Source organism: Diaphorobacter aerolatus (assembly GCF_014489535.1).
GTDB lineage: Bacteria > Pseudomonadota > Gammaproteobacteria > Burkholderiales > Burkholderiaceae_C > Diaphorobacter_A > Diaphorobacter_A aerolatus.
Map to the genome: position 1 here is coordinate 2716276 of NZ_CP060783.1, position 26067 is coordinate 2742342.

Consider the following 26067-nt stretch of genomic DNA (forward strand, 5'->3'; position numbering starts at 1 on the left):
CCGTGGGACGCAAGCTCATCGAGCAGATGTCCAAGGTGCTGGGCCAGTCGATGGTGGTGGAAAACAAGGGTGGTGCCGGTGGCACGGTGGGCATGCTGGAAGTGGCGAAGGCCAGGCCCGATGGCTATACGCTGGCGCTCAGTGCCATCAGTCCGCTCACGCTCTCGCCGCATCTGAACAAGCTGGGCTATGACGCGAACAAGGACATCGTGGCCGTGGCGCCGATGATGTATTCGCCGGTGTACGTGCTGGCGACGTCGGCCTTCAACGGATCGACGTGGGAAGACCTGATCGCGCAGGCCAGGGCCAAGCCGGACACGGTGCGTTTCGCGACCTCGGGCATGGGATCGGTGGGGCACATCATGCTCGAGCAGATTCAGGTGCGAACCGGCGCAAGGTTCATCCACGTGCCCTACAAGGGTGTGGGCCAGACCATCACCGATGCCGTGGGCGGGCAGTTCGAGGTCATGACGGGCAACCCGTTCGGCACGATCAACACGCTGATCGAACAGGGCAAGCTGCGCGTGCTGGCAACGACCGGGCCGCAGCGCGCGCCCAATCAACCGGCGGTTGCGACGCTGGCCGAAAAAGGCGTTCCCGAGGCCAATCTCACGTCGCTGTTTGGCTTCATGGCACCGGCCGGTACGCCGTCGCAGATCATCAACCGGCTCAACGAGGTGGTGCAGGAGCAGGTGGCCACGGAGGCCATCCGGGACACGCTGCGCGCCACCGATAACGTGGGCCTGCGCCAGAGCGCGGCAGAGTTTGCGGCGCTACTCAAGCAGGAAAGCCGCAACAACGCCGAGATCATCAAGAAGGCGAACATCACGGCGTAGCCGAATGCAGTCTCGCTGGCGGCGGTCTCCGACAGATGACGACGGCGCGCTCGCGCATACTGTCGGCTTTCCGTTTCGACGACCCCTTTTTTTCTCATCCCCCTCATCATCATCACAACAACAGGAATCGCGATGGCCCAGCAGCAGTCCAGCAACCCGTTCGACATCGAAGACAAAGACACACGCGAGTTGTGGAAGAAGTGGCAGCCCGATACGAAGGGCGACGCCAGGAACGGCAAGGGCAAGTCATCGGGTACTTTTGATCTTGGCGATTTCGACCCCGCGGCGAAACCGTTTTCCAGGGGCGACAAGTCCGACAACAAGCTGTTGATCGAGCAGATTGCCGATCAGCTCGATCTGCAGCAGCAGGTGTTCTATGCGGATCGCCGCTTCAAGCTGCTGGTGATCCTGCAGGGCATGGACACTTCCGGCAAGGACGGCACGGCGCGCGGCGTGTTCGGCGAGATGAGCCCGCTCGGCGTGCGCTCGGTGAGCTGGAAGGCTCCGACCGAACTCGAGCGGGCGCATGACTATCTCTGGCGCATTCACCAACAGGTGCCGGGCGCGGGCGAGATCGTCATCTTCAACCGCAGCCAGTACGAGGACGTGCTGGTGCCGGTGGTGAACCAGTGGATCACGCCGGAGCAGCAACAGCAGCGCTACGACCACATCAATCAGTTCGAGAAGCTGCTCAGCGATACCGGCACGGTGATTCTCAAATTCATGCTGCACATCAGCAAGGAAGAACAGCGCCTGCGCCTTCAGGAGCGCCTCGACGATCCGGCCAAGCACTGGAAATTCGAGATGGGCGACATCGAGGTGCGCAAGCAGTGGGATCAGTACCAGCGCGCCTACGCGCAACTGCTGCCGGCCACGCACACAGCCTGGGCACCGTGGACGATTGTTCCGGCCGACTCGAAGACGCACCGCAACCTGATGATTGCCACGATTACCCGCGCAGTGATGGAAAACCTCAAGCTGAAGTTTCCCGCAGGCGATCCACAATTGGCGAAGTTCAAGGTGGAATAAGAATCTCCGCGTACACCGTGCAGGCGGTCGAAGCGGATCACCAACGGGGTTATGCGTTTCAAGCATAACAACGATACAGAGCGGCCTTGGACAGGATAAATCGGCAGGAATACAGTGCGTTTCGTCGTGACCCATTCAACAATTCACGCAAGGCAAAATCCATGTCCAAAACCAAAGACACTCCCGTTGCTTCCCATCCGCTTCCCTCGTACCTGAATCCCGATCACCTCGGGCCCTGGGGCATCTACCTGCAACAGGTGGATCGCGTCACGCCGTATCTCGGCTCGCTCGCACGCTGGGTCGAGACGCTCAAGCGCCCCAAGCGCATTCTGGTCGTGGACGTGCCCATCGAACTCGACAACGGCACCATCGCCCACTACGAGGGCTACCGCGTGCAGCACAACCTGAGCCGTGGACCGGGCAAGGGCGGCGTGCGTTTTCACCAGGACGTGACGCTGTCGGAAGTGATGGCACTCTCGGCGTGGATGAGCGTCAAGAACGCTGCTGTCAACGTGCCCTACGGCGGTGCCAAGGGCGGTATTCGCGTCGACCCGCGCACGCTCTCCGTGGGTGAACTCGAACGCCTCACACGCCGCTACACCAGCGAAATCGGCATGATGATCGGCCCGTCCAAGGATATCCCGGCGCCCGACGTGAACACCAACGGCCAGATCATGGCCTGGATGATGGACACCTACTCGATGAACACCGGCGCGACATCGACCGGCGTGGTCACCGGCAAGCCGGTCGATCTCGGCGGTTCGCTGGGCCGTGTGGAAGCCACCGGGCGCGGCGTGTACACCGTCGGCGTGGAGGCGGCCAAGCTCTCGGGCCTGAACATTCAGGGCGCAAAGGTCGCCGTGCAGGGTTTTGGTAACGTGGGCGGCACCGCAGGCAAGCTGTTTGCGGAGGCCGGCGCACTCGTCGTGGCCGTGCAGGATCACACCGGCACCATCCACAACGCCAAGGGCATGGACGTGGCGGCGCTGCTCGAACATGTCGCCAAGAAGGGCGGCGTGGGCGGTTTTGCCGGTGCCGAGAAAATGGAGAACGAGGCGTTCTGGAGCGTGAACTGCGACATCCTGATCCCCGCCGCGCTCGAAGGCCAGATCAACAAGGACAACGCGGGCAAGATCAAGGCCAAGATGGTGATCGAAGGCGCCAACGGCCCCACCACGCCCGAGGCCGACGACATCCTGAACGACAAGGGCGTGCTCGTGCTGCCCGACGTGATCGCCAACGCTGGTGGCGTGACGGTCTCGTACTTCGAATGGGTGCAGGATTTCTCGAGCTTCTTCTGGACCGAAGACGAAATCAACGCCCGCCTCGTGCGCATCATGCAGGAAGCCTTCGCAGGCGTCTGGGCCGTGGCGCAGGAGCACAAGGTGACGCTGCGCACCGCCACCTTCATCGTGGCCTGCAAGCGCATCCTGCACGCCCGCGAGATGCGCGGTCTGTATCCTTGATTTGCGGGTTTCAAGCAACCGCATTGTCCAGGGCTTGCCGTACTGGCTAACTCCCGGGCGTCCCGAGACGCTCGGGAGGTGCCGCAAAACCGTGGCACTGAACAGGGCGCAGCTCACTTGACCAGAAGGTGGCGCGCCACCTTCTGGAATGAAGCAATGGCTTCATCGAAATGAGGCTTGAAGCTTCCATACACGAGTGGCAGCAGATTCGTTTCGTATTCGGCGCGGATTTGTCCGTCCGCGCCTGCTTGTGCGAGCGCCTTCTCCAGAACCTTGCCTGGATTTTCGGCAAAGTCCGGCTGCTGCTTGCCGAACTCGGTAACGTCCCCGCGACCAATGGCCCGAACGCCAGCGCACCGACTTCAACAAGCTCTGGCTGGCGTGTGACGATGCAATGCACATCGTAGATATGTCGTACCAGTGCGGTATCCCATGCGCGCTGCGTTTGGCCCGAACGGTGCTGGGCAAACCTCCGCAGAAACGAAAGGATCTTCTCAGCCAATGTCTCGGCCACAGAGAGCGTCAACACCTCAAAGGGGTGCCCTCGGTGCCCGCTAAACGATCAGCCAATGCGAACAGTGGAACGCGCTTGACTGGCAGCGCCGGTGTGCACAGGGTGAGTTCCAGTTGCAGATTCGGTCGCAATCCGTTGCTCACTGGATAGCGACGCTCGTAGGACCATTGCGAGTGCATGTAACGGTACTCGTTGAGCGCCCTCTCTCGATCACGGTCTTCGACCAAGCCGACGTCGGAAAGGGCCTGCACCACCCGTCCCCGAACCTCGTCACCGAGGTAGCGTTGAAGCTTGGTGCGGCTCAGCGCTCGCCCCGCGTCATTCAGCACAACCTTGAGGTCGGCATCCTCAGACATACGCTCAATCAGGCCGTGGGCCTTCGACAAGCTGGTGCCGCCGCAGAACACGAACTCCACGCATTCGAACTGCAAGGCAAACACCGCTCGCAGCGCATCGGTCAGATGCTCGTCCTTCTCAAGGAGCGACATCGTGATGCCGCCGAGGCTTGATTCAGCAACCAGTGCTTCGATCAGTTCGGCCCGTTCGTCTGTAAGCACCCTCACGTGCGCTCGTATTGAACCAGCTTACCGTTGAAGCCCAGCTTTCGCTGGATGCGGCGTTTGCCTGTGTTGATGACAATGCCCGAAGGCACCTGCGTGCTGATCCCAGCGTTGTACTCGCGAGCTTGACGCGACGGCCTGGCCTCGACACCCAACTTCTTCAGGATCTCGGGCGCCAGGATTTCCAGGGGCTTTACGGGTATGGGCTTGCCACTGAGCACGCTCGGCTTTGCCTTTGCATAGACGCCCACCCCCAACTTGACGAGCACGCCTTCGTGCTGGAGTTCCGTCAGTGCCCGGCTAATTTGTGCCGGACTGCCGAGGGATTCGAACTCAGCGCGCAGGAATACATCGGCGTTGCGATTCGCCAGGGAACGCTTGAGTCGGTTCACGATGTACATGGTTGCAGCTCCTGCTTGCTTACCTCAGTATGCCATGACACGTAAGTTATTACAGAAGAAAGATTTTTTCGCTCAAGCCATGCTCATTCTCCTGCCAGAAACCAGAAGGTCGCAAGTCCCTGCGTGCAGCGCGCGAGATCACTGCATCGCAAAAAACTGGCTCGGCGTCTGGCCGAACTGTTTCTTGAACATGGTGGCAAAGGCGCTCGGGCTTTCGTAGCCCAGCGCGAGGGCCACGTCGATCACCTTCTGTCCGCTTGCCAGCAGTTCGAGTGCGCGCAGCAGCCGCGCCTGTTGACGCCACTGGCCGAAGGTCATGCCGGTCTCCCTGGTGAACAGGCGCTGAATGGTCTTCACGTCGATGGCGAGGCGCTCGGCCCAATCGGAGAGTGTGGAGTCGTCGTCGAGCCGACGCTGCAAATGCTCGCAGATTTGCAGTAGCCGCGCGTCGGTGGGCAGATGCAGGTGCAGTGGCAGCACGGGCAGGCCGCGCAATTCGTCGAGCACAAGCCGCATGAGCCGCCCGTCGCGCGTGCCGCTCTGGTAGGGCTGCGCAACCTCCTCCGCAGCGCGGATCAGCTCGCGCAGCAGCGGCGAGATGCCGACGGCTTGCGTCGCATCGAGCAGTTGCGGCCCCGCATCGGTCTGCACCAGCAGGCTGCGCATGTGCACCTCGCCGACACAGCGGATTTCATGCATCACGCCCGACAGCACCCAGATGCCGCGCGTGGGCGGAACAACCCATTGGCCGCCTCCGGTCGTCACCACCATCACGCCGCGCACGGCATAGATGAGCTGGTGCTTGTTGTGTGCGTGCGACGGGATGTACCAGCCTGCGGGGTAGTCGGTGGCGCGGCAACTGACGGGCGCGCTGAGGGCCTCGATCTCCTTGAGGGATTCGGGCAGCGGTTTGGGATGGCGTTGGGGGCTCATGTCCTTTTTGCGAAGCTTATGGGCTGAATGGCGCGAGACAGACGTATCAGTATCCACGAATAATTGGGCTCATGTTCACATCACGCGGTGCCCACAGATTCGTTGGGTAGTCGTTCTACCGTCGGCAAAATCATGACAACAACCACTTCCGAAGCAACGCTGGACACGGGGGCAACAGCCCCTTCGATCACGGCGTCGTCACCTCCCAAAGCCCGGCCCGCCTTCGGCGTGCTCGCATCGATCAGCGGCGCGCACATGGTCAACGACATGATGCAGTCGCTGATTCTTGCGATGTATCCGATTCTCAAGGGCGAGTTCTCGCTGTCGTTCATGCAGATCGGCCTGATCACGCTGACCTACCAGCTCACCGCCTCGCTGCTGCAGCCGCTCGTGGGGCTGTTCACCGACAGGAAGCCGCTGCCGTATTCGCTGCCGTTCGGCATGACGTCCACGCTGATTGGCCTAATCCTGCTCGCGTTCGCGCCGAGCTTTGGCGTGGTGCTGCTCGCTGCTGCATTCGTCGGCGTGGGCTCGTCGATCTTTCATCCCGAGTCGTCGCGCATCGCACGTCTGGCCTCAGGCGGACAGCATGGCCTCGCGCAATCGGTATTCCAGGTCGGCGGCAATGCGGGCACCGCCATTGGCCCGCTGCTGGCGGCGCTGGTGATCGTGCCCTTCGGCCAGCGCAGCGTGGCGTGGTTTGCGCTGGCGGCGCTCGCGGGCATTTTCGTGCTCACCAAGGTCAGCCGCTGGTATGCAACCCACCATGTGGCGCAGGGCGCGCGCAGGCAGGCCCCGCCCGTTGCCCAGCCGTATCCGCGCAAGGTGGTGCTGGGCGCGATTGCGGTGCTGCTGGTGCTGATCTTCTCCAAATACTTCTACATCGCGGGCCTGAGCAGCTTCTACACCTTCTACCTGATCGAGAAGTTCGGCCTGTCGGTGCAAGGCGCGCAGATGCATTTGTTCTATTTTCTGTTTGCGTCGGCCGTGGGCACCGTGCTGGGTGGCCCCATCGGCGACCGTATCGGGCGCAAGCCGGTGATCTGGGCGTCGATCCTCGGCGTGGCACCGTTCGCGCTGATGCTGCCGCACGCCGACCTGTTCTGGACCACCGCATTCACCATCGTCATCGGCCTGGTGCTGTCCTCGGCGTTCTCGGCGATTCTGGTCTACGCTCAGGAACTCATGCCCGGCAAGGTGGGCATGGTCTCGGGTCTGTTCTTCGGATTCGCGTTCGGCATGGGCGGCCTCGGCGCGGCCGTGCTCGGCATCCTGGCCGACCGCACCAGCATCGACTTCGTCTACCACGCCATCGCCTACCTGCCGCTGCTCGGCGTGGTGACGATTCTGCTGCCCCGGAGTGCGGCGAAAAAGTAGCCAGGGCCCGAGGGCCTGTTCATCCAACGCACGGGGATCGAGTCGTGCGGTCCGGGATGGAATGCGATCACGGCGAAATCGGGCGCGTTGTCAGTCATGGCGGTCCTGTGTCGAGATGATCCATTGTGAAAATCATCGCATCGTGCCACCTGAGACAAGGCGTCGCAGCACGCCATCCGTACTTGAAAACAGGCCCCGCCGCACCCATCTACGTCGCTTCGAACGCGTGTGATGCATCGCGCCACGTAGAAAAAGACGAAGGACCGCAACCCATGACCGACACCCAGCAGACCCCGCGCCAGTACCCGCTGCGCGATTTCTTCAAGAATCCCGAGCGCGGCTACTACCGGTTATCCGACGATGGCAAGACGCTGGGCTTCATGCAGCCCACGGGCGAGGCGCGTCGCATGAACCTGTTCGTGCAGCAGCTCGATGGTGAAAAGTTGCTCGGCGAGCCCCGGCAGCTTACGCATGAGACCGAACGCGATCTCGCGGGCTATGTGTTCAAGGGCAACGAGGTGGTTCTGTTTTCCAAGGACTTCGGCGGCGACGAGAATTTCCATGTGCTTGCCGTGAACACGCGCACCGGTGCCGTGCAGGACCTCACGCCGTGGGACAAGGTGCGCGCCAGCATCGAGGACGACATGGAGGACGACGCGGACCACGTGCTCATCGGCCACAATCAGCGCAATGCGGAAGTGTTCGACGTCTATCGCGTGAACATCCACACCGGCGCTGCCGAGCGCGTGGCCGAGAATCCGGGCAACATCGTCGGCTGGCAGACCGATCACCGTGGCAAGCTGCGCGCCGCCGTCGCGAGCGATGGACTGATGAGCGTGGTGCTGTATCGCGACGACGAATCGCAAGCGTTTCGCCCGATCATCGAGACCGATTTTCGCGTGAACGTCGGCCCCGCGTTCTTTGATTTCGACAACCGGAGTCTGTACCTCTACAGCGCGCGCGGGCGCGACAAGCTCGCGTTCGTGCGCGTCGATCCAGCCCGGCCCAACGACGAACAGGTGATCTACGCGCGCGATGAGGTCGATCTCGATGGCGTGGGCTATTCGCACAAGCGCAAAGTGCTGACGGCTGCGAGCTACCAGACCGACCGGCTGCACCTGCATTTCTTCGACGACGAAACGCGCGACATCCACGCAAAGCTGCAAAAGCAATTGCCCGGCTACGAGGTACATCTGCAGGCCAGCAACAAGAACGAAGATGTGTTCGTGGTCGCGGCGGTCAATGATCGCACTCCCGGCAAGCGCTATCTGTACGACGCCCGGCGTGATGCGCTCACGCTGCTCGGTGAGATGAACCCAGCCATCGCCGAAGCCGACATGGCGCCGATGCAGCCCGTCCAATACACCAGCCGCGACGGACTCACGATTCACGGCTATCTCACGCTGCCCAAGGATCGCAAGCCCGGCGAAAAGCTGCCCGTGGTGATCAACCCGCATGGCGGCCCGTGGGCACGCGACAGTTGGGGCTTCAGCCCCGAGGTGCAGTTCCTCGCCAACCGGGGCTATGCGGTGCTGCAAATGAATTTTCGCGGCTCCACGGGCTATGGCCGCGCGTTCTGGGAGGCGAGCTTCGGCCAATGGGGCCTCAGCATGCAGGACGACATCACCGACGGCGTGCAATGGCTCATCGACCAGGGCATTGCCGATCCCGCGCGCATCGCGATCTATGGCGCAAGCTACGGCGGTTACGCGACGCTCGCGGGCGTGACGCTCACGCCCGACCTCTATGCGGCTGCGGTGGACTATGTGGGCGTGTCCAATCTGTTCACTTTTCTCGGCACCATTCCGCCCTACTGGAAGCCCATGCTCGAGAAGATGCAGGCCATGGTGGGCGACCCGGACAAGGACAAGGCGCGGCTCGAAGCTACGTCACCCGCGCTGCTCGCCGACCGCATCACCACGCCGCTCTTCATCGCCCAGGGCGCGCAGGACCCGCGCGTGAACAAGGCAGAGAGCGATCAGGTGGTGGCGGCTTTGAAGGCGCGCGGCGTCGAGGTGGAATACATGGTCAAGGACAACGAGGGCCACGGTTTTCACAACGATGAAAACAAGTTCGAGTTCTACGAGGCGATGGAAAAATTCCTCGCGCAGCATCTGAGGCCCCGAGCCGCGCATGCATGAGAGGGCGTGCGCCGTACTTCATGGACGACAAAGATGCTGTTGACCAATCACGAAGCGGCTCTCCATGAAACCCTGATGCCTTGCGCCCACCGATGACCTACCGTGGCAAGTGTCGTCGGTGCCGCAATGCTGCTGCGTGACGGGCATGTGCAAGACCATGCAAAGGAGACTCCTTCATGACTCGTCAACTCAAGGTCATCGCGCGCCCGCGCCGCCAGATGCTGCTCTGCGCAGCGACGCTCGGCGCATATGCGCTGCTTGCGAGCTTCGCGCCGCGCGTGCATGCCGAGCCTGCGTGGCCGGGCAAGCCGATCCAGCTCGTGATTCCCTATCCACCCGGTGGCAGCGCCGACCTGTTGGCGCGTCCGCTGGCCGTGCAATTGCAGCAGCAACTGGGCCAATCCGTGGTGCTGGAGTACAAGCCCGGCGCGGGTGGAACACTCGCATCGCAATATGTGGCGCGCGCCAGGCCCGATGGCTACACCATCCTCATGGTGCTGGCCGCGCACGCCATCAACGCGAGCCTGTACCCCAAGCTGCCCTACGACACGCGCAAGGACTTTGCGCCCGTGTCGCTGGTCGCGAACCTGCCGATGATTGTTGCCGCCAGCAAGAAGCTACCCGCAAAAAACATCGCCGAACTGATCAGCGCGGCCAAGGCCAGCCCCGGCACGCTCACATTCGGCTCGGCGGGCAACGGCAACACCGGCCACCTCGCCGCAGAACTGTTCGCGAGCGAAGCGGGAGTGCGCATGACGCACGTGCCCTACAAGGGCAGCGCCGGCGTCGTGACTGCGATGCTTGCAAGCGACATCGATCTCACGTTCGACAGCATCTCCACCTCGATGCCCCACATACGCGACGGACGCATGCACGCACTGGCCGTGACGAGCGCCACACGCTCGCCACTCGCCCCCGACGTGCCCACGATCCGCGAGCAGGGCCTGGCACATTTCGATGTGACCGGCTGGTACGCGATCATCGCGCCCGCCGAGACACCCGCCGACCTTCGCCAGAAACTGAGCGACGAGATCGCCCGGGCGCTCAAACAACCGCAGTTGCTGTCTCAACTCTCAGCCAGCGGCTATGAGCCCGTCGGCTCGACACCGCAAGCGCTGCAGGCGCACATCGACCGCGAAATCACGCGCTGGGGACAGGTGGTGAAGGCAACCGGGGCGCGCGTGGACTAGGGCCAATTCACATAGCGTATGGCATGACGCAACCCAGGCAACGCCCCCAATGCCAAGCGCTTTCCTTGTGCGGATAACACGCCGTGCAAGTGAAAGTAGAAAGTGCGAAAGCTGTAAAGCTGCTTTTCGTGATTGAGTGCAGGGCTGCTGATTTCCATGTGCGATTCAAGGCTTCTGTCAGGCCTCTGGTATCGCATGACCCAGATCGCGCAGCACCTTGAACCCAGCGGCGGATGGTGGCACGAAGTTTTTTCTGGTTTTTGTCATCGAGGGGCATGCTCGGTACCAAGTGGAGCAAGGCGGCTGGAAGCACATAGCCGTATTGCAGCAACGCCATGCAGAATTCGCGGTCCTTTTCTCGGCCAGCAGCTGCCTTCGCCAAGAAGAGGTCGAGTACATCCAGGCAGTAGCCGATCCGATCTTTGGTATTGCTGTTTTGGATACGATGCACCCTTTGCAGCCAGTCTTTGGGCAGTGCTGCCGTCTCCGGTCCGACGCCCTGGGCGTAGTAGCCGTAGGTTTGGTGAAACTGTGAACCTTCACCGATGGCGCCATCGATCCTGTCGGCAAGCTCTGGAACCATCAGAGGGTAAATGTCGGCCTCCATGGAGACCGTGAAAACTTCTTCCGGATGAGGCACCGACCCCAGAATGGACTGACTACCGATGACGATGAACTCATACTGGTTCGTGATTTCTGCACTGGCGCGAATGATGTGCTCCAGCTCTTCACGGGTCATAAGTTCTCCTCGGAAGATGGTTTTTGCTCCGTCTTTTCCAATGCATCACTGAGCTCGACGCCATGCTTGAGGGCGCTGACCTGAGCCAGGATGCGCTGGCGAGATTCTTCCGGCAGGATCGTGACCAGCGGAGATGTTTGGCGCAGCTGCTGGCATGTCGTGACTTGCCAAGCACTTTGCGCCACGATCTGGTTTTCAGAATCTCGGTCCATTCACGCCATAACGGGGCCGAGCGAGAGTCGGCTTTGAGCAGCCAGCGCTCGACCGTCTGTTGGGCTTGTTCCAGCAGGTCGGGGCGCGCCTTGACCATGCGCACCGCTTCGTCATGCAGTGCCAGGCTTTGCATATCCTGCAACTGGTGCCTCGTCGTATCTGCCGACACCCGCACCTGAACCACCGGAGCCGGGCGTGCGGAGCGTGCACCTGCGGAACCTGCGGGCGCAAATTGCAAGGTGTCACCAGCCAACAGCGCCAGATCTCCGCTCACCCCCAAGACCGACATCACACGCAAATAGCTGCCAATCGTCGGTGCCGGATCTCCGGTCTCGATGGCGCGCAACGTATTGCGGCTCATGCCAGCGCGCTCCGCCATTTCAACCGTCCCGAGGCCCCGCGACTTACGCAGGCGCCGCAGCCGGTCGCCTAGCTGCAGAAGCAGTTGGCGCTCCAGAAGAGGGCTGATTTCGGTATCGATCATTTGATCAATATTTTAACCAAAATACTCTATTTTGATCAAATTATCGACCAATTTTCATCGTGCAATAGATCATCTGAACTCTTTGATTTGGAAGCTGTTGGTCTCCTGTGAATGCGGGACCGGCGTTGAGGAGAGCAGCCTCTACGAGCGGTTCACCGCGCCACTCATCTCCTTGACCTTGTTGGCCAATGCAAAGATGTCGAACGGCTTGGTCAGCACCTGCATGCCGGGCTCCAGCAGGCCGTTGCCGACGGCGGCGTTTTCGGCGTAGCCGGTGATGAACAGCACCTGCAGATCGGGCCGTGTGACGCGCGCGGCGTCTGCCACCTGGCGGCCGTTGAGTCCGCCGGGCAGGCCCACGTCGGTGACCAGCATGTCGATGATGCCCGGCTGCTGGAGAATGCTCAGGCCGGACGGGCCGTCCTCGGCGGTGAGCACCATGTAGCCGGCTTCCTCGAGTACCTCGGCGATCAGTGCGGGGATCGTGGCTTCGTCCTCGATCACCATGATGCGCTTGCCGTTGCCGTTCTGCACCACCGCCTGGCGTTGCTGTGGCTCGCAGGGATCGGCTTCGCCGCCATGGCGCGGGAAATACAGGCACATCGTCGTGCCCACGCCGATCTCCGAGTACACGCGCACCTGCCCCCCGACTGGCGGACGAATCCATAGACCATCGAAAGCCCGAGCCCCGTGCCCTGCCCCGTGGGCTTGGTCGTGAAGAACGGATCGAAGACGCGGCTGATCATGTCCTGCGGAATTCCGACGCCGGTGTCGGTGACGCTCAGCGACACGTACTGGCCCGGCTCGAGATCGCGCTCGACGGCCGCTCGCGTATCGAGCGCGATGTTCGCGGTCTCGATGGTCAGGTGCCCGCCCAGCGGTGCCATCGCGTCGCGCGCGTTGATGCACAGGTTCAGCAGCGCGTTTTCGACCTGCGAGGCATCGACCTTGGTGGTCCACAGGCCAGCGCCGCTCACCACCTCCAGAACGATGTTCGGCCCGATGGAGCGCTGTATCAGCTCCTGCATGCCGACCACCAGCCGGTTCACGTCGATGGATTTGGGATCGAGCGTCTGCCTGCGCGCAAACGCGAGCAGGCGCTGGGTGAGCGCGGCGGCGCGCTTGATGCCTTCCTGGCTCATGCTCAGGTAACGCTCGGTGTCGTCGTACTGCCCCTTCTTCAAGCGCCGCTGAAGCACTTCGAGGCTCACGCTCATGCCTGCGAGCAGGTTGTTGAAGTCATGCGCGATGCCGCCTGTGAGCTGGCCCACGGCCTCCATCTTCTGCGCCTGGCGCAACGCCTCCTGCGCGCTCAGCAGTTCGCGCGAGCGCTGGAGCACCGCAGCCTCCAGGCCCTCGTTCACTTCGCGCAGGCGCTGTTCGCTGTCACGCAGCGCTGCGGCATTGCGCACGCGCTCGGTGGCCGAACGGGTGCGCTCGGCCACTTCCTGGATGAACAGCAGATCGTCTTCGGGCCAGGCCCGAACCTCGGCATCGTGCACATACAAAAAGGCCACGAGCTTGCCACTCTCCCACACCGGCACGTTGACCAGCGAGCGCACATTGATTTCCTGCGCCGCTTCATGCGCAGCCGCAGTACGCGGGTCCGTGCGGACATCGGGAATCGTCACGATCCGGTTGCGCTTGAGGTCGTCAACCAGCGAGCCGTACTTGCGCATGTGCTTGGCGCCGGACAGCTCGGCCATGCCCGGCGCGGTCCAGTTGCGCGCCAGTTGCACGATCTCCGTCTCCACATCGATGCTGCAAAAACCCACACGGCTGACATTCAGCGTGGTGCCGATGATCTCGGCCGCGCGGTAGCCCACCTCCGACGCCACTGCCAGATCGCGCAGCGAATCGGTGAGCTGCGCCAGTGCATCGCGCCGGATCGCGGCGCGGCGGCTCTGGCTCACGTCGCGCACCACCAGCAGCGAACCAAAGGCCACGCTGTCCGCATCGACCAATTGCGAGCGGGTGATCTCGACATGCATTGAGGTGCCATCGGCAAGCACGTGCGTGCCGGCCACATGCGTGCGCTGCGCGGGCAGGTCGCCGGCGGCGTGCCACTCGACCGCGCCATGCGCCACGTGGTCATCGCCGAACAGCGTTTCGGTGAACAGGCTGGCCTTGCTGCGGCCAAGCGCCTCGCTGGAGCGCAGGCCATAACGCAACTCGGCTGCGGGGTTCAGAAAAATCAGGTGGTCTTCGTTGTCGAACGCGAACACCGAATCCTGCATCTGGCCGAGCACGTCGTGCCGCAGCCGGTTGCCGGTGACGCCGGCGCTCTCGAGCAGGAAGATGTCGTTGTTGACGACCAGCGCGTCCACATCGCCGCCGTAGATGGCCTGCAGCGTCTCTTCCATTTCGCGCAGGCGGATCCGCAGTTCCTCGTTTTCGACGAGAAGCCCCGCGTGATCCGCTGGAGGTGGAGCGGAAGGAATTGCGGTCATGACGCCCCCGTTTCGGCAGGCAGGCCCAGCGCGACACGCAGTCGCTCGGTGTCGGACATGTCGCCGATGAATCGCCGCTGCGGCAATGGCAGCATGCGCACCAGCGTCGGCGAGGCGATGACCTGATCCGCCTTGGCCTGCGCGACGGTGGCGCGAATGTCGAGCACCGACAACTGGTGCCGCTCAGGAAGATGTTTGTTCAGAAACCGCCGCGCATTCACCGTGGCGCGCGCCGAGAGCGGGGAGGCCGTGCTGACGTACAGCCGGTAGACCTGCATCTCGATCTCGCCATCCGCAGGGGCGAACGCATCCAACGGCTCGAGAGCACGCGCTGCGGATGGCGGCATCGGTTTCAGACGACGGGCCTCACGTCGAGACCGACCAGCACCCGTTCCTCGTTGGACAGGTCGCCGATGATCTTGCGCATCGGTTCCGGAAACTTGCGCACCAGCGTCGGCACCGCGAGAATCTGGTCGCCCGCGGCCAGTTGTGGATTCACCAGCAGGTCGATGACCTCGATGCTGTAGCGTCCCGCGAGATGGTCTTCGCAGAGCTTTTTCAAATTGTCGAGCGCGGCCGACGAGCGCGCCGTCTTGCCCGCGATATACAGCCGAAGCTGCCATTCGGGCTTCTTGCCTGCTGCGGCACTGGCGCGCGAGGAGTGGGTTGCCATGTCAGTCAGCCTTTATTGCGCGGTTTGTTGCCGGATGAGCCGCTTCGGGCCGCCGAGATGTTTCGGGCTCGCTTCAAATGGCCTTCGGCCTCGATTTTTTCGCGCTCGATATCGAATGCGACCTGACCGGCGCGCTCCTGCGCTTCCACATTCAGCGCCACGATCTGTGCGTCGAGCGCCTTGCGACGGTTGGCCAGATCGGCCATGCGCCGCGCGTGATCGCGCTCGCGCAGATCGGTCGAGGCCACCACCTGCGCCTCGTGTGCCACGCGGGCCGTGCCGGTAAGCACCTGGTCGCCATACATGTAGACCTCGATGAGGTCCACGCCGCGATCCGAGAACACGAACTCACGCACCTGATTGGAGTGCGCCATGCCGCGCGACTTGAGCACCTGGAGCGTGCGCGTGCGCTCACCGTTGAAGGCCACGTTCTTGAGCCACAGCCAGGTGTCCATGAGCGATGAAACACCGATCTCCGTGCTCTCTTCCGCGCGACCGTCAGACGTGAGACTCGTGAACAGCGCGGTCGTGCCCTGTGTCTTCAGGAAATCGATGAGCCGCATCAGCGTGATCTTCAGGCCCGGGTCGTCGTTGTGGGAGGTGAGATTGCTGATCGGATCGACCGCTACCACGCTGGGCTCGAAATCTCTGACGAGGCTGTACATGTGCACCAGATGCTGCTCTAGGCCGTGCAGCGTGGGCGGGTCGATTCGATCTTCAGCAGGCCCTTGTTCACCCAACGACCCAGATTCAGCCCGATGGATTGCATGTTGCGCAGCAACTGGCTGGCCGACTCTTCGTAGGCAAACAGGATCGCGCGCTCGCCGCGCGCGCACGCTGCATCGACGAACGCCGCCGCGATGCTGCTCTTGCCGGTGCCCGGTGATCCCGAAATCAGCACGCTGCTGCCCTTGAACACGCCTTCACCGCCGAACATTTCGTCGAGCCCCGCGATGCCGGTGGACACGCGCTGGTTCGATGCCTCGTGGTTGAGCGACAGCGAGGTGATGGGCAGCACGGAAATACCGCTCGAACCGATCAGGAACGGATATTCGTTGGTGCCGTGCGCCGAGCCCCGGTACTTCACGACGCGCAGGCGCCGCGTCGAGACCTGATCGACGATGCGGTGATCGAGCAGGATCACGCAGTCCGCCACATACTCCTCGAGCCCATAGCGCGTGAACGAGCTTTCGCCACGTTCGCCGGTGATCACGGCGGTCACACCCTTGTCCTTGAGCCAGCGGAACAGGCGGCGCAGTTCGGCGCGCAGAATGCCGTGGTTGGACACGCCCGCAAACAGCGCCTCGACGGTGTCGAGCACCACGCGCTTGGCCTTGATGCTGTCGATTGCATAACCGAGGCGGATGAACAGGCCTTCGAGGTCGAACGCACCCGTTTCCTCGATCTCGTTGCGTTCCACGCGCACGAAGTCGAGGGCGATTTTCTTTTGCTTCTGCAGCTTTTGGAGATCGAAACCGAGCGACACCATGTTGGCGGCCAGTTCTTCCTCGGTTTCCTCGAACATCATGAAGACGCCGGGCTCGCCGTACTCGCTGGCGCCGCGCACCAGGAACTCTGCGGCCAGCATCGTCTTGCCACAACCGGCGGCACCGCAGACCAGCGTGGGACGGCCTTCGGGAAGACCGCCACCGGTGATTTCATCCAGACCGGTAATGCCGGTCGGACATTTTTGCACTGGCGGAACGGAAGTATCTTGCGCGGGGAACGTGTTTTTCTTTGTTTGGTAGTCATTGAGCCCGGCATGGAATACGCCGCCAATTGAGGACGCCAACTAATTGACAATCACTATTCAATTGTACGTAAGCGCTTATTGCCTACTTGTAGGAGGGCTCTGACAGTTCGGGCGGATCAGACGGCTCAGAACAACAGTGGCTTGACACGCTCGGCGGCGCGCTTCAGCGCCGGAACCACTGCCAGCGCACCCTCGAGTTGCATGCGCGCCGTGGGCGCATGCAGGGCCATCGTCGCGCGACATTCGCCCTTGTCGTCAAGGATCGGCACGGCCATGCCGATCAGTCCCAGCATGAATTCGTTCATCTCGAACGAATGGCCGTCGGCGCGGATCTGCTCGCACGCGGCTTCCAGCTCGTCGCGCCGCGTCAGCGTGTACGGCGTGAGCTTGGCGAAGTTCGCATGTTCGAGCACGGCCGCGCGCTTCTCGGGCGACATCATCGCGATGTACATCTTGCCGCTCGCCGTCGCGTGCAGCGGCACATACGAGCCCGCCTCGAACTGCGTGCGCAGCGGCCAGTGCGTTTCCACGCGGTCCAGGTAGCGCACCTTCAGACCTTCGAGCAGGGTGAGGTTGCAGGTCTCGTCGATTTCCTCGACCAGCTCCGCAAGGATGTGGTGGCGCAGCTCGCGGCGCGGATCGGTCTTGAGCGTGGCAAGCGCCATCTTCAACAGCCGCGGCCCGGGCTGAAAGCTGCGGTCGTTGGCATCACGTGTGAGCCAGTGCTGCGCCTCCAGATTGCTGCACATGCGCGAGGCCGTGGCCTTGGGAAGGTTCAGCGCACCCGCCACGTCCATGAGCCCCGCGCGCCCCGACTGCGCCACGAAATCGAGCACCGAAAGCGCACGCTCGGACACCGAATTCGGCTCGCTCGCAGCATCCGCATCGAGCGGCGCGCCAAGGACTGTTTTGACGGGGCTGGCAGCGGCTGCGACGGATTTTCTGGGCGGCATGGTGAGCGAGGTGAGAAGCGGGAACTTCGGGGTTTCTCCCATTGTACGTGTCGCATATTTGGATAGAGTTTCATCAAAAGGAACATATAGTTCCATTGAATGAAACCATGAAGGAGACAAACTCATGTTTTCCAACGGCTCTGCCCCGTATGACTACATCGTCGTGGGCGCCGGTTCGGCGGGCTGCGTGCTGGCCGCCCGGCTCAGCGAGGATCCGCGCAACCACGTGCTGCTGCTCGAAGCGGGCCCGCCGGATCGCTCGCCATGGATTCACCTGCCCATCGGCTATGGCAAGACGATGTGGAGCCCGGTCTACAACTGGAAGTTCGAGACCGATCCCGACCCGAACATGAACGGCCGACGCATCTACTGGCCACGCGGCAAGACGCTGGGCGGCTCCAGCTCGATCAACGGCCTGATCTACATTCGCGGACAGGCCGAGGACTACGACCACTGGGCGGCGCTTGGCAACGAAGGCTGGTCGTTTGCCGAGGTGCTGCCCTACTTCATCAAGTCCGAGGGCAACGAGCGCGGGGACAGCGCGTTTCACGGCGGCAACGGACCGCTGCAGGTTTCCGACATCGGTGCGCGGCACGAACTGATCGAGGCCTTCATCCACGGTGCCGTCGAGAACGGCGTGCCGCGTACCGAGGACTTCAACGGAGCATCACAGGAAGGCGCGGGCTACTACCAGCTCACCACGCGCAACGGCCTGCGCTGCAGCACCGCCAAGGGCTATCTGAACGACGCGAAGAAGCGCCCGAACCTGCGCATCGAAACCCATGCGCAGGCCACCGCGCTGGTCCTGCGCGGCAAGCGCGTGGTCGGCGTGAACTACGTGCAGCACGGCGCGACGAAAACCGCCTCGGCGGGCTGCGAGGTGCTGCTGTCGGCGGGCGCGATCCAGTCACCGCAGTTGCTGCAACTCTCGGGCATCGGGCCGCGCAGCTTGCTTGAGAGCCTCGATATTCCCGTCGTGCACGATCTGCCCGGTGTGGGCGAAAACCTTCAGGACCACCTGCAGATCCGCCTGAGCTACGAGTGCACCAAGCCGATCACCACCAACGACCAGCTCAACACGCTGTTCGGCCAGGCCAGGCTCGGTTGGGAATGGCTGATTCACCGCTCGGGTCCGCTGGCCGTCGGCATCAATCAGGGCGGCTGCTTCATGCATGCGCTGCGCGATGCCGGAGGCAGGCCGGTCACGACGACGCCCGACATCCAGTTCCACGTCTCCACGCTGTCGGCCGACATGGCGGGCGGCAAGGTGCATCCGTACTCGGGCTTCACGATGTCGGTGTGCCAGTTGCGGCCCGAATCACGCGGCCAGGTGCGCATCCGTTCGCGCGACGCGCTCGATCCGCCATCGATGCAGCCCCACTACCTCTCGACCCCGCTCGACCGCGACACCAACGTCGCGGCCGTGCGCGCCGCGCGCGCCATCGCCGCATCGCGCGCCATGAGCCCGTATGTGAAGCGCGAAGTGAAGCCGGGACCCGAGGCGCAGTCGTACGACGAACTGCTCGAGTTCTGCCGCAACAACGGCGCGACCATTTTTCATCCCAGCGGCACCTGCAGCATGGGACGCGACGCCATGGCCGTGGTCGATTCCCGACTGCGCGTCCACGGTGTAGAGGGCATCCGCGTTGTGGATTGCTCAGTCATGCCCACGCTGGTGTCGGGCAATACGAATGCGCCTGTCGTGATGATGGCCGAGAAGGCGGCCGACACGATCCGCGAAGACGCACGGCAACTCGCTGCGGCCTGAGACACGGCGCGGTTTCGCAACGCAACTCCTGCAAGAAGCAAGCAATACAACAGGACGGCGGTAGACCGCAGGGCCGCGCGTTCGCTCCTCGCCGCAAGCGACGGGCCAGCGCAGAACGCAACGCGTGTCATGTCGCTCCCACCGGAGACAAAAATGGCCATCTCAAACCAAGCTGTCGACCCGAAAGTCATTCGCAAGGTCGTCACGTCCGCCATCGTCGGCGCCACCATCGAGTGGTACGACTTCTTTCTGTACGGCGTGGTCGCCGGCATCGTGTTCAACAAGCTCTATTTTCCGAGCCATGACCCGACGATCTCCACGCTGCTGGCCTACACCACGTTCGCCGTGGGCTTCGTCACGCGGCCGCTCGGCGGCGTGATCTTCGGGCACTTCGGCGACAAGATAGGCCGCAAGGCGATGCTGGTGATGACGCTCATGATCATGGGCGTGGCCACGTTTCTCATCGGTCTCGTGCCGACCTACGCGCAGATCGGCATCGGCGCGCCGATCCTGCTGCTGCTGCTGCGGATCGCGCAGGGCATCGGGCTCGGCGGAGAATGGGGCGGCGCGGTGCTGATGGCCTATGAATACGCGCCCAAGGAACAGCGCGGCTTCTACGCGTCGCTGCCGCAGATCGGGCTGGCGCTCGGGCTGTTCATGGCCTCCGGCGTCGTGGGTCTGCTGTCATGGGCGCTGACCGACGAGCAGTTCATGTCCTGGGGCTGGCGCGTGGCTTTCCTGCTGTCGGGCGTGATGGTCGCCGTGGGCATGTTCATCCGCCTGCATGTGAAGGAGACACCCGAATTCGCCGCGATCAAAGAACGCAATGCCGAGACCGCGATCCCGTTCATGGACATGATCCGCCGCTACCCCGGCAACGTTCTCAAGGGCATGGGCGCGCGCTACATCGACGGCGTGTTCTTCAACGTGTTCGGCGTGTTCTCGATCACCTATCTCACCACCACGGTGAAGATATCGCGATCCGAAGCGCTGATCGGCGTGATGGTCGCTGCCGTCGTGATGTGCTTTGCGATTCCGTTCTTCGGTCGCATGTCCGACAGGATGGGCCGCGCGCGCATGTACATGTGGGGCTCGATCATCACCGGCCTCGTGTCGTTTCCCGCGTTCTGGCTGATGAGCACCAGCAACGGCAACATGATGATGATCTGGCTGGCCACCATCATCCCGTTCGGCATTCTCTACGCCATGGTCTATGCGCCCGAGGCCGCGCTGTTCTGCGATCTGTTCGACGCCAGGGTGCGCTATACCGGCATCTCGTTCGTCTACCAATTCTCGGGCATCTTCGCCTCGGGCATCACGCCGATCATCGCGACCGCGCTGCTCAAGCTCAACGGCGGCCAGCCGTGGCTGATCTGCGCTTACGTGCTGTTTGCGGGCCTGGTGTCGGCCTGGTGCGCCGCGATGATCGGCAGAGACGAAAAACGCGAGCACGCGGCCGAGCAGGTCAAGCTGCGGCCCGCGCGCACCTGATCGACAGCGGCGCTCGACCACAAAAATAAAAAAGCAAACAAACAAAAACCCCGCTGAATTTCTTCAGCGGGGTTTTTAGGCAAGGGGTGCGTCGGAAGGTCCGATCACGCCCTCTTGATGAGTCGCGCCAGGAAGATCAGGATCACGGCGCCGATGAAGGCCACGATGATGCTGCCGATCAGGCCACCGCCCGCGCCCAGTCCGAGCAGACCGAACACCCAGCCGCCGATCACTGCACCGATGATGCCGATGATGATGTTGCCCAGAATGCCGTAACCGCCGCCCTTCATGACCAAACCGGCCAACCAGCCCGCAATGCCCCGACAATGATGAACCAGATGAAAGCTGACATATCGATCTCCTTTTGAAACGCATGCTGCGGCCAAGCACGCGCCGGGCCGATGGCTTCAGGATTGAAACCTGCGGCGAGCATACGGGACGCAATTCGGCACGCAAGTAGGAAAGCGCCGCCATTTTTGGGCGTCGCAGCAAGCCGTTTTCCCCGCAGGCCCGCCTTGCCGCGGGTTACCCCGTTTGCCGGTTTTAAAAAAGCCGTGCTAGGATTTGCCTTTCATGCATCGCACCCAGCAGCTACTCACCACCCTACGACTAAGCCTAGTGCTTGGCCGGGGTCTGCTGCGTGCAAACGCTCCGTTGCCCGAGACTCATCAAGACTGATTCGCCGCCCGAAGAAGTCCGCTGATAAAACCACAGTCTCCTCGCGCAACACCTCAGACATCCCCCTGACCCCGGCCACACACCCGCCTTCGCTGCTACGCACCACGTAGAGCCAAGGGCGGCAGGGGACGTCATCGAAGTTTTAGTTTTCAATCGATTGACCGTGATTCGCGCCTTCTCACGAAGAACACTCGAGGCGCGATTCACCACTGATCTGGAGCCAACCAATGATGCATTCCAACCCTTCGCGCAAGTACCAGCCCTTCGCACCCATCGCCCTGGCAGATCGCACCTGGCCATCCCGGACCATCACCCGTGCGCCGATCTGGCTTTCGACCGATCTGCGCGATGGCAACCAGGCGCTGTTCGAGCCCATGAATGGCGAGCGCAAGATGGAGCTGTACTTGGAGCTCGTGCGCATCGGCTTCAAGCAGATCGAGGTCGGTTTTCCGGCGGCCTCGCAGACCGACTACGACTTCGTGCGCCGACTCATCGACGAGAACCTGATTCCCGACGACGTGACGATCATGGTGATGACGCAGTCGCGCGAGGACCTGATCGATCGCACCGTCGAGGCCGTGCGGGGCGCCCAACGCGCCATCGTCCACATCTACAACGCGGTCGCGCCCGCCTGGCGCAAGATCGTTTTCAACATGGACGTGCCGCAGGTGATGGCACTCGTCGAACACCACGTCTCGCACTTCAGGATGCAGTCGGACAAGCATCCCGAAACCGAATGGATCCTCCAGTACTCGCCCGAGACCTTCAGCAGCGCCGAGCTGGATGTCTCGCTCGCGGCCTGCCAGACCGCCATCAAAGCCTGGGGCGTGAACGCGAATCGCAAGATCATCATCAACCTGCCGACGACGGTGGAAAACGCCACCGCCAACGTGTTTGCAGACCAGATCGAATGGATGCATCGCCACCTCGTTCCGCGCGAGCACATCGTGCTCTCGGTGCATCCGCACAATGATCGCGGCACGGGCGTGGCGGCGGCGGAATTCGCGATGATGGCAGGGGCCGATCGCGTCGAAGGCTGTCTTTTCGGCAACGGCGAGCGCTGCGGCAACGTGGACATCGTGACGCTCGCGCTCAACATGTACACGCAGGGCGTGCATCCGCAACTCGATTTTTCCGACATCACGAGCGTGGCGCGCATCGCCGAGGAATGCACCTCGTTGCCGGTGCATCCGCGCCATCCGTATGCCGGTGATCTGGTGTTCACCGCGTTCTCGGGCTCGCATCAGGACGCGATCAAGAAGGGCTTCGGCGCGCAGGCCGCCGATGCGGTCTGGGAGGTTCCGTATCTGCCGATCGATCCCGCAGACCTTGGCCGCACCTACGACAGCGTGATCCGCGTGAACAGCCAGTCGGGCAAGGGCGGCATCTCGTTTCTCATGGAACGCGAACACGGCGTGGTGATGCCGCGCCGCATGCAGGTCGAATTCAGCAACGTGGTGCAGCGCCAGACCGACACGAGCGAAACCGAAATGACCGGTGATGCGCTCTGGACCTTGTTTGACGCAACCTATCTCACCACACCCCGCACGCCCGAGGCCATCGTCTGCCACGCACATCGCATGACGAACGAAGGCCAGAGCATCGAACTCGACGTGACCGTCAACGGCGTGCGCCAGAAGCTGCAAGGCGAAGGCAATGGCCCGATTGCCGCGACCGTCGATGCCCTGGGCCTGCCCTTGCGCGTGGACCACTACGAAGAGCGTGCCACGGGCAGCGGCGCCAGCGCGCAGGCGCTCGCCATCATCGAAGCGGCGATGGAAGGCGCGGCGGGCTCCACCTTCGGCGCCGGCATGAGCGCCAACATCATGACCGCATCGGTGCAGGCCGTGGTCAGCGTGGCAAACCGGCTGAATGCGCGGCGCGCCGCGCAGGAGGCGACGGCTTCTAACGTCGAGCCGGTCACCGTCTGAGGGCTGCGAGGGGCTGCGGCTGAGGGCCAAGTTCCTTCATGCCGCAAGCGCAGGGCATCGGCTCGGCTGCCATTTGTGCTGCGCAAGCACAAGCGTTGTTCCAAGCGGCCCTCTAGCCCAAAGCAGCCTTGTAGTCGATCATCCAATGCTTTCATCGCACAAACGAAACGAGAGGCGCGAGATGAAGCATTTCCCCAACCATGATGATCGCAGCGTTGCCGTTGGAAAATCCTTCAACGATGTTGCACACCCAAGGCCTGGCGGGCCATGGGTCGCCAGCTGGACGGCAAGCGCCCAGCCGGTCTGGGGCAGCGACTTTCTGTTTCCCACCAACGTTCCGGCGATGTTGCACGAGCAGACGGTGCGCCAGATCGCGCGCATCAGCCTGGGCGGCGAGCGCCTGCGCATCGTGCTCTCCAATGTCCATGGACAGTCGCCGATTCATATCGGGCACGCGACGGTGGCGCGCTCTGCGGAGCTTGACCCCGGCGCGGCGCATTCGGCACCGGATATTCGCACGATCACTTTCGGTGGCGAAAGCTGCGCGTCGATCCTGCCCGGCGCTTCGTTGGTCAGCGATCCCGTCGATATGGAAACCGAGTCGCTATCCCGGCTCACCGTGAGCCTGTATGTGCCCGGGCCTGCACCCCTCACCACGTTTCACTGGGATGGCAGGCAGACCACATGGATCGTGCCGGGCAATCAGACGCATGCCCGCGACCTCGACGTCGCGCCGCCGTCGATGTGCACCACGGCGCGTCCCCTGCTCACCGGCATTCACGTCGAACGCGAGAACGGGCCGAGGGCGCGCAGCGTGGTGGTTATCGGCGACTCGATCACCGATGGCGCGACCGCCAGTCTCGATCAGGACACCCGCTGGCCCGATTTTCTCGCAGCACGGCTTGCGCCCCATGGCGTTGCCGTGGTCAACGCAGGCATCTCGGGTGCGCGTCTGCTGTCGGATGGAATGGGCGTGAATGCGCTCGCTCGCCTCGAACGCGACGTGCTTTCGCAGCCCGGCGTCGAGGCGGTGATCGTGATGCTGGGCATCAACGACATCGCATGGCCCGGCACCGCCTTCGCGCGGCTTGCGGCCCTTCCTTCGCTGGCATCGATGACGGCGGGATTTCGGCAGTTGATTGCGCAATTGCGCGGCCATGGCATACGTGTGTTGGGTGCAACGCTTCTTCCGTTCGCCGGAGCCTTGCCCGATTCACCGCTGGCCGACTATTTTCAGCCCGAAAAGGACGCGCTGCGCCGCCGCGTCAATGACTGGATGCGAAGCAGCGATGCGTTCGATGGCATCGTGGATTTCGATGCCGCGCTGCGCGATCCCGATGATTCCACGCGCCTGATCGCCGCCTACGACAGCGGCGACCATCTGCATCCCGGCGATTCGGGCCTGCGCGCGATGGGCGAGGCGGTGGACCTTGGCCTGCTGCTGCCGGGGCGACTGTCGTTCCCGCCGCCTCATCCTCCGCTCATCAATCCACCCGCGCGCCCGACGCCTTGACGACCGGTGCCCAGTCGCTCACTTCCTTCTTGATGAAATCGCTGTACTGCTGAGGCGTGTTCTTCTCGGCCACGGCACCGAGCTTCAGATAGGCCTCCTTCACCTCGGGCTTGTCGAACGCGGCGTTCACGGCCTTGTTGATCTTTTCGATCACCTCCTTTGGCGTGCCCTTGGGAGCGATCAGGCCGAACCAGGAACTCACGTCGAACGGTGCAACGCCGCTTTCCTCCATGGTCGGAATGTCCGGCGCAGACGGCGAACGGGTCTTGGTGGTCACCGCGAGCGCGCGCAGCTTGCCGCCCTGCACCTGGGGCCAGGCCGAGGGCATGTTGTCGAACATGAATTGCACCTGCCCGCCGATCAGGTCGGTGAGCGCGGGTGCACTGCCCTTGTATGGCACGTGCTGTGTCTTGAGACCGGTACGGACCTTGAACATTTCGCCCGCCATGTGAATCGAGGTGCCGCTGCCCGACGACGCATAGGCCGCCTTGTCGTTGTTGGCGCGCGCCCATTCGATGAGCTCCTTCACGTTCCTGGCCGGCACGTTGTTGTTGACCACGAGTATGTTGGGCACCTTCGCGCCGAGCACGATCGCATCGAAGTCGCGGCTCAGGTCGAACTTGGCAGTCGGATACAGCGTCTGGTTGATGGCGCTGGTCACGGCCACGCACAGCAGCGTGTAGCCGTCGGCGGGCGCGGCCATGACCTGATCGGTGGCGATGTTGCTGCCACCGCCGGGCTTGTTGTCAACGATGAAGGATTGGCCCAGCGCCTGAGTGAGTTCCTTGGCCAGAATGCGCGCGACCACGTCGGTCGTGCCGCCAGCGGAAAAGCCCACGACGATGCGAACCGGCTTGCTGGGATAGTCGGCCGCCGCTTGCGCGAGCGTGCCGGCTCCCAACGCGGCGAGAATGCCGCCCGCCGTGAGGAGCGTGGCCGTGGCGCTGCGGCGGCTCACCGGCCCCGAAAACTCG

Annotated in this window: 26 protein-coding genes; 10 read left to right on the plus strand and 16 right to left on the minus strand. The window is 62.9% G+C overall.

Annotated elements, in window-relative coordinates; translation table 11 throughout:
* Positions 1 to 2: 2 nt before the first annotated feature.
* From H9K75_RS12715 to H9K75_RS12725, 3 genes are all read left to right on the plus strand, one after another.
* Positions 3 to 836: a Bug family tripartite tricarboxylate transporter substrate binding protein gene (locus H9K75_RS12715; RefSeq protein WP_226858134.1), complete on the plus strand. Its 834-nt coding sequence runs from the start codon at positions 3 to 5 to the stop codon at positions 834 to 836.
* A 132-nt stretch (positions 837 to 968) separates the two neighbouring features.
* The gene (locus H9K75_RS12720) at positions 969 to 1865 is read left to right on the plus strand and encodes a PPK2 family polyphosphate kinase (protein WP_187722957.1); all 897 of its coding nucleotides are present in this window, start codon (positions 969 to 971) and stop codon (positions 1863 to 1865) included.
* A 161-nt stretch (positions 1866 to 2026) separates the two neighbouring features.
* Positions 2027 to 3331 carry a Glu/Leu/Phe/Val family dehydrogenase gene (locus H9K75_RS12725; protein ID WP_187722958.1) on the plus strand — a complete coding sequence of 435 codons (1305 nt, stop codon included), beginning with the start codon at positions 2027 to 2029 and terminating at the stop codon, positions 3329 to 3331.
* Positions 3332 to 3377: 46 nt separating this feature from the next.
* On the opposite strand, the gene H9K75_RS24795 is transcribed toward H9K75_RS12725, so the two are convergent.
* The 4 genes from H9K75_RS24795 to H9K75_RS12740 all read right to left on the minus strand — a co-directional run bounded on the left by H9K75_RS24795 (position 3378) and on the right by H9K75_RS12740 (position 5739).
* Positions 3378 to 3860 (minus strand): nucleotidyl transferase AbiEii/AbiGii toxin family protein, encoded by a 483-nt coding sequence (locus H9K75_RS24795; protein WP_319016820.1) that lies wholly within the window; start codon positions 3858 to 3860, stop codon positions 3378 to 3380.
* Entirely contained in the window at positions 3854 to 4402 is a 549-nt protein-coding gene (locus H9K75_RS24800; protein WP_264293789.1) for a nucleotidyl transferase AbiEii/AbiGii toxin family protein, read from the minus strand. Before H9K75_RS24800 ends, H9K75_RS24795 begins: the two co-directional genes overlap by 7 nt.
* A 2-nt stretch (positions 4403 to 4404) precedes the next feature.
* On the minus strand, positions 4405 to 4806 hold the full coding sequence (locus H9K75_RS12735) for a DUF6088 family protein (RefSeq protein ID WP_187722959.1): 402 nt from the start codon (positions 4804 to 4806) through the stop codon (positions 4405 to 4407).
* A 138-nt stretch (positions 4807 to 4944) separates the two neighbouring features.
* Positions 4945 to 5739, minus strand: a complete 795-nt coding sequence (locus H9K75_RS12740; RefSeq protein WP_187722960.1) for an AraC family transcriptional regulator — start codon at positions 5737 to 5739, stop codon at positions 4945 to 4947.
* Between the two features lie 132 nt (positions 5740 to 5871).
* Between H9K75_RS12740 and H9K75_RS12745 the strand changes: the two genes are divergently transcribed.
* The 3 genes from H9K75_RS12745 to H9K75_RS12755 all read left to right on the plus strand — a co-directional run bounded on the left by H9K75_RS12745 (position 5872) and on the right by H9K75_RS12755 (position 10447).
* The gene (locus tag H9K75_RS12745) at positions 5872 to 7116 is read left to right on the plus strand and encodes an MFS transporter (protein ID WP_187722961.1); all 1245 of its coding nucleotides are present in this window, start codon (positions 5872 to 5874) and stop codon (positions 7114 to 7116) included.
* 272 nt (positions 7117 to 7388) lie between these two features.
* Positions 7389 to 9257, plus strand: a complete 1869-nt coding sequence (locus H9K75_RS12750; protein ID WP_187722962.1) for an alpha/beta hydrolase family protein — start codon at positions 7389 to 7391, stop codon at positions 9255 to 9257.
* 218 nt (positions 9258 to 9475) lie between these two features.
* Entirely contained in the window at positions 9476 to 10447 is a 972-nt protein-coding gene (locus tag H9K75_RS12755) for a tripartite tricarboxylate transporter substrate binding protein (RefSeq protein WP_404826441.1), read from the plus strand.
* A 7-nt stretch (positions 10448 to 10454) separates the two neighbouring features.
* On the opposite strand, the gene H9K75_RS12760 is transcribed toward H9K75_RS12755, so the two are convergent.
* The 9 genes from H9K75_RS12760 to H9K75_RS12795 form a co-directional block, all read right to left on the minus strand.
* A complete protein-coding gene (locus tag H9K75_RS12760) occupies positions 10455 to 11186 on the minus strand; it encodes a DUF6036 family nucleotidyltransferase (protein ID WP_226858135.1) in 732 nt (243 codons plus the stop codon).
* On the minus strand, positions 11176 to 11883 hold the full coding sequence (locus tag H9K75_RS12765) for a helix-turn-helix transcriptional regulator (RefSeq protein WP_319016821.1): 708 nt from the start codon (positions 11881 to 11883) through the stop codon (positions 11176 to 11178). The genes H9K75_RS12760 and H9K75_RS12765 overlap by 11 nt, the downstream gene beginning before the upstream one ends.
* A 141-nt stretch (positions 11884 to 12024) precedes the next feature.
* Entirely contained in the window at positions 12025 to 12420 is a 396-nt protein-coding gene (locus H9K75_RS23920; RefSeq protein WP_226858136.1) for a response regulator, read from the minus strand.
* Positions 12384 to 14333: an ATP-binding protein gene (locus H9K75_RS23925; RefSeq protein ID WP_226858141.1), complete on the minus strand. Its 1950-nt coding sequence runs from the start codon at positions 14331 to 14333 to the stop codon at positions 12384 to 12386. The genes H9K75_RS23920 and H9K75_RS23925 overlap by 37 nt, the downstream gene beginning before the upstream one ends.
* A complete protein-coding gene (locus tag H9K75_RS12780; protein ID WP_226858143.1) occupies positions 14330 to 14680 on the minus strand; it encodes a circadian clock KaiB family protein in 351 nt (116 codons plus the stop codon). The genes H9K75_RS23925 and H9K75_RS12780 overlap by 4 nt, the downstream gene beginning before the upstream one ends.
* Before the next feature lie 5 nt (positions 14681 to 14685).
* Complete coding sequence (locus H9K75_RS12785; RefSeq protein WP_187722965.1) at positions 14686 to 15006, minus strand: circadian clock KaiB family protein; 321 nt, start codon at positions 15004 to 15006, stop codon at positions 14686 to 14688.
* A gap of 5 nt (positions 15007 to 15011) precedes the next feature.
* Positions 15012 to 15671 carry an ATPase domain-containing protein gene (locus tag H9K75_RS24805; protein WP_264293790.1) on the minus strand — a complete coding sequence of 220 codons (660 nt, stop codon included), beginning with the start codon at positions 15669 to 15671 and terminating at the stop codon, positions 15012 to 15014.
* A gap of 17 nt (positions 15672 to 15688) precedes the next feature.
* A complete protein-coding gene (gene kaiC / locus H9K75_RS12790) occupies positions 15689 to 16702 on the minus strand; it encodes a circadian clock protein KaiC (RefSeq protein ID WP_264293791.1) in 1014 nt (337 codons plus the stop codon).
* A 182-nt stretch (positions 16703 to 16884) separates the two neighbouring features.
* On the minus strand, positions 16885 to 17712 hold the full coding sequence (locus H9K75_RS12795; RefSeq protein ID WP_187722966.1) for an IclR family transcriptional regulator: 828 nt from the start codon (positions 17710 to 17712) through the stop codon (positions 16885 to 16887).
* A gap of 124 nt (positions 17713 to 17836) precedes the next feature.
* On the opposite strand from H9K75_RS12795, the gene H9K75_RS12800 reads away from it, so the two are divergent.
* Both H9K75_RS12800 and H9K75_RS12805 read left to right on the plus strand, forming a co-directional pair.
* Positions 17837 to 19480: a GMC family oxidoreductase gene (locus H9K75_RS12800; protein ID WP_187722967.1), complete on the plus strand. Its 1644-nt coding sequence runs from the start codon at positions 17837 to 17839 to the stop codon at positions 19478 to 19480.
* Between the two features lie 153 nt (positions 19481 to 19633).
* A complete protein-coding gene (locus H9K75_RS12805; protein WP_187722968.1) occupies positions 19634 to 20971 on the plus strand; it encodes an MFS transporter in 1338 nt (445 codons plus the stop codon).
* A gap of 104 nt (positions 20972 to 21075) precedes the next feature.
* Here H9K75_RS12805 and H9K75_RS12810 read toward each other — a convergent pair whose 3' ends face one another.
* On the minus strand, positions 21076 to 21261 hold the full coding sequence (locus H9K75_RS12810) for a GlsB/YeaQ/YmgE family stress response membrane protein (RefSeq protein ID WP_187722969.1): 186 nt from the start codon (positions 21259 to 21261) through the stop codon (positions 21076 to 21078).
* A complete protein-coding gene (locus H9K75_RS23930; RefSeq protein ID WP_226858144.1) occupies positions 21258 to 21404 on the minus strand; it encodes a hypothetical protein in 147 nt (48 codons plus the stop codon). Before H9K75_RS23930 ends, H9K75_RS12810 begins: the two co-directional genes overlap by 4 nt.
* 475 nt (positions 21405 to 21879) lie before the next feature.
* Between H9K75_RS23930 and leuA the strand changes: the two genes are divergently transcribed.
* The gene (gene leuA, locus H9K75_RS12815; protein ID WP_187726031.1) at positions 21880 to 23580 is read left to right on the plus strand and encodes a 2-isopropylmalate synthase; all 1701 of its coding nucleotides are present in this window, start codon (positions 21880 to 21882) and stop codon (positions 23578 to 23580) included.
* A 181-nt stretch (positions 23581 to 23761) separates the two neighbouring features.
* A complete protein-coding gene (locus tag H9K75_RS12820; RefSeq protein ID WP_187722970.1) occupies positions 23762 to 25093 on the plus strand; it encodes an SGNH/GDSL hydrolase family protein in 1332 nt (443 codons plus the stop codon).
* Here the strand turns inward: H9K75_RS12820 and H9K75_RS12825 are convergent.
* Entirely contained in the window at positions 25065 to 26051 is a 987-nt protein-coding gene (locus H9K75_RS12825) for a Bug family tripartite tricarboxylate transporter substrate binding protein (RefSeq protein ID WP_187722971.1), read from the minus strand. The two genes, H9K75_RS12820 and H9K75_RS12825, sit on opposite strands and share 29 nt — an antisense overlap.
* Between the last annotated feature and the right edge of the window lie 16 nt (positions 26052 to 26067).